The 3,763-nt window shown below is 66.7% G+C and carries 5 protein-coding genes; all 5 read right to left on the reverse strand.

Annotation, left to right across the window (positions count from 1 at the left end; genetic code table 11):
• Positions 1–335: aminotransferase class III-fold pyridoxal phosphate-dependent enzyme (locus GWP04_12320; protein NIA26328.1), on the reverse strand; the 335-nt coding region annotated here is incomplete at its 3' end.
• A complete protein-coding gene (hemB, locus tag GWP04_12325; protein ID NIA26329.1) occupies positions 332–1,309 on the reverse strand; it encodes a porphobilinogen synthase in 978 nt (325 codons plus the stop codon). The genes hemB and GWP04_12320, both read right to left, overlap by 4 nt.
• A complete protein-coding gene (locus GWP04_12330; protein ID NIA26330.1) occupies positions 1,306–1,983 on the reverse strand; it encodes a hypothetical protein in 678 nt (225 codons plus the stop codon). Before GWP04_12330 ends, hemB begins: the two co-directional genes overlap by 4 nt.
• The gene (hemC, locus tag GWP04_12335; GenBank protein NIA26331.1) at positions 1,980–2,840 is read right to left on the reverse strand and encodes a hydroxymethylbilane synthase; all 861 of its coding nucleotides are present in this window, start codon (positions 2,838–2,840) and stop codon (positions 1,980–1,982) included. Before hemC ends, GWP04_12330 begins: the two co-directional genes overlap by 4 nt.
• Positions 2,833–3,763, reverse strand: a 931-nt coding sequence (locus GWP04_12340; protein ID NIA26332.1) for a hypothetical protein, incomplete at its 5' end; no start/stop codon positions are given. The genes GWP04_12340 and hemC, both read right to left, overlap by 8 nt.

The following is a 3,763-nucleotide window of genomic DNA, read 5'->3' on the forward strand; positions in this document are numbered from 1 at the left end:
CTGTTGACCATCCGGACGATTTCGACCGACGGCACCATGTCGACGATCAGTTCGGCGAGCTCCACCTCGGCAGGAGTAGGAACGCCGAACGACGTGCCGGCGGCTGCGGCGTCCTGAACGGCGCGAACGACGTCGGCCGGGGCATGGCCGAGAATCAGTGCTCCCCACGACGCGATGAAGTCGATCAGCTGCTCGCCGCCGGTCGTCCGGATGCGAGCGCCGTCTCCTTCGAGGATGAACGGGGGAGTCCCACCAACGGCGCCGAACGCCCGCACCGGCGAGTTGACGCCACCTGGCATGACTGCCCTGGCTCGATCCCACAGCGTGTCCATCATTGCTCCCCGAGCATCCGTGCTGCGTCGATCGCGAAGTAGGTGAGGATCACGTCTGCGCCCGCCCTGGCAATCCCGACGAGCGATTCGAGGATCACCCTGTCCCGGTCGATCCATCCGTTGGCGGCCGCAGCCTCGATCATGGAGAACTCACCGGACACCTGATATGCCGCCATTGGAAGGTCGATTCGGTCTCGCAGGTCGCGGATGACGTCTTGGTATGGCCCGGCAGGCTTGACCATCACCATGTCGGCTCCTTCTTCCACATCGAGAGCAGCTTCCCGACGCGCCTCTCTCGCGTTGCGCGGATCCATCTGGTACGAGCGCCGGTCTCCGAACGCCGGGGCCGAATCTGCAGCGTCCCTGAACGGGCCGTAGAAAGCGGAGGCGTACTTGACGGCGTACGAGCAGATGGCGATGTCGGAGCGTCCTGCCTGGTCGAGTGCCGACCGGATCTCCCCGACCCGACCGTCCATCATGTCGGAAGGTGCGACGATGTCCGCACCGGCCTCGGCGTAGGTGAGCGCGGCTTTCGAGAGCAGAGGAAGGGTGGCATCGTTGTCGACCTCATTGCCGCGTAACGGTCCGCAATGGCCATGGTTGGTGTACTCGCAAAGGCACACGTCGGCCCACGTGACCAGGTCGGGAACGGCCGAACTCACCGCCCGGATGGCCTCCGGAACGGGTCCTCGTGGATCCCATGCCGACGAACCGAGTTCGTCCTTGGTCTCGGGGATGCCGAAGAACATCATGCCTCCCACGCCTGCGTCGGCAGCCTCGTGTGCGAGGTCCACGATCTTGTCGACCGACCGCTGTGCGTGGCCGGGCATCGATCGGATGGGCCGCTCGATCCCGCTTCCGGGCACAACGAACACGGGAAGCACGAATCGAATAGGAAACAGTCTTGTCTCTGCCACCATTTCTCGCAGCCTCGAGGTGCGCCGAAGACGCCGAGGACGGACGGTTGGGAAACTCATACGTGCACCTCCAAACGGGCGGAGAGGGCCTGCGCCAACAGCTCGAACCGTGGAACCTCCGGCATGACGTCGACCGATCCGCCCAGGCTCTCGACCTGTCCGGCCGTACGCGGACCCATGGCACCCACGACCAGGTCAGCCAACGAACGAGCCGACACCCACCCTCGTACCGCCGACGGGGAGCCGAAGGCTACGGCGTCGACCGAATCATTCTGCGGCGGGATCGGAATAGTGCGATACACCGGTGTTGCTTCGAGGCTTCCAACCTTCGACGCCATGAGGCGAAGCGTCTCGGGGTCCGTCCCCTGCGCGTGCGGGAATACGACCCGCTGCCCGGGAGCATCGAGTTCGGCTGCGAGGGCCAGGCCCGTCGAGCTGCCCACGACCGACACCCGCCCGCCTCGTTCCGTGACGGCTGCCGCGGTTGCGGAGCCGACGGCCGCTACCGGAACCGCCGGGGCGTGCTCACCCCAGAGGAGGTTCAGGGCTGTCACCGAGGTGAGCACGACGAGGTCGGCGCTATCAGCGTTTCTTCGCACGTCGTCGATCACACGAGCCGAGACCGCCTCGGTGCGAACACAGGGCAGCCGGACCGGTCGCAGTCCTGCGGCGGCGAAGATCGCCTCGACCCTCGGTGAGCGTTCAGCGGCGGTGGTGATGCCGACTTTGTTCACAGGCCAAGCTCCTTCCGTGCCGCGGTGACGACTGCCGCGGGTGTCTCGCCGTGGACCGTGGCGCGGCGCGGTCCGAGTTCGTCCTCGACGAAAGCCACCAAGGCCAGCCCTCGTTCACCGTTCGAGGCGAATGCACCGAGAGCCGACCGACACCCCGCTCCGGTGGCCGAGAGCAGAAGGCGCTCTGCCTCGACCAGTCGCCTCAGGCTCGGATCGTCGATGGCGCCCACGGTCATGCGGGCGGGCCCATCGGCGAGAGTCTCGACGGCAAGAACACCCTGGCCCGGAGCCGGCGTGATTTCGTCGACGGTGAACCGTTGTGTGATCGCCTCGGTCAGTCCAAGCCGAGAGAGACCGGCCTCGGCGAGCACCGCTGCTGCGACCTCGCCCTCGTGGACCCGCCGGATCCGGGTTGGAACGTTGCCGCGTAGTTCTACGGTTTGCAGGTCGGGTCGAAGTGCGAGGATCTGGGCTACCCGACGGGGGCTGCCCGTCCCGACGACTGCTCCTTCTTCGAGACGATCGAGCGGAGCGCCAACGAGCACGTCGTACGGGCTGCGGCGCTCGGGATAGGCTGCAATGACCAGTCCCTCCGGCCGGTCTGTGGGTAGGTCTTTGAGCGAGTGCACCGCGAGATCTGCCCGACCATCGAGAACGGCCGCTTGGACCGACCGCACGAATGCCCCCATCTCTGTCAGCGCCGTCACCGCAGAGACCCGGTCACGATCTCCCGTCGACTCAACGATGACCAGGCGTGTCTCGATTCCGGGTGCCACCGTCCGCAACATCGATGTGACGGCGCGCGCCTGCACCACCGCAAGGTCGGATGCCCTCGTCGCGATACGGAGCTCACGCATCCTTTGCACCGAAGATCTCCGCGAGGAGTTCGGCCGCCTCCGCTCCCCGCGTGCCCGCGCCGAGGTAGGACAGTGGACGGTGCAGGACGCGGTGCGCAACCGTTTCGGCGAGCTGTTTGACCAAGGCGTCGGGCCGTCCGTCCGCCGCCTGGATCCTCGGGGCGAATCGTTCGACCTCCTCGGTTACCGCCGCCTCCGCCTCGGCGAGAATTGCTGCGATCACCGGTCCTGCAACCTGCCGATTCTCGAGACGCGCCCAGTTCTGACGAGCAGCATCTGCCACCAGCGCTTCGAGGTCGGCCGACACCTGCTCCGTGCGTGCCCGCGCCGCAAGGGCGTCGAGGTTTACGTACGTGAGCTTCTGCATGTCTTGGGCAGGAGCGAAGTCGGGAGGCATCGCGAGGTCGATCAACAGCAGGTCGCCGGTTCTCTGCTCGAGTGCCCGTGCCAGCACGTCCTGCCCGAAGAGCTCCCGTTTCGCCGCAGTCGCGGAGATGACCACCGGCATCGTGGCCAACGCTTCGGGAGCATGCTCGATATGGCGAACGTGATCCGACTCGAATCGGACTTCGTTCGGCCGGCGCGCATAGACGGTGACGAGGGGAGCCTCCGTGTCCCTGGTCCGGAGCGCCTCCGTCGCGGCCCGGGCCATCGCCCCGGCACCAAACACCGCGACTTCTGTCGTACCGGTGACGAGCTTGGCTGCAACGGCCGCAAGCGATCCCTCTGCGGTATCGGGAAGGACTCTGCGAGCGCTACGGCCGGCGCTGATCGCGCTCTCGAGCAACTTGCCGAGACTCCCACCGATCGCACCGGCCGTACGGGCCGCGTCGATCGCGTGACGGAACTGGGCGAGAACCTCCGGCTCGCCGACGACCGGTGAGTCGAGCCCGGCTGCCACCCGGTACAGGTGCAGCAGGACG

It is taken from the genome of Gammaproteobacteria bacterium (assembly GCA_011682695.1).
Lineage (GTDB): Bacteria > Actinomycetota > Acidimicrobiia > Spongiisociales > UBA4744 > BMS3Bbin01.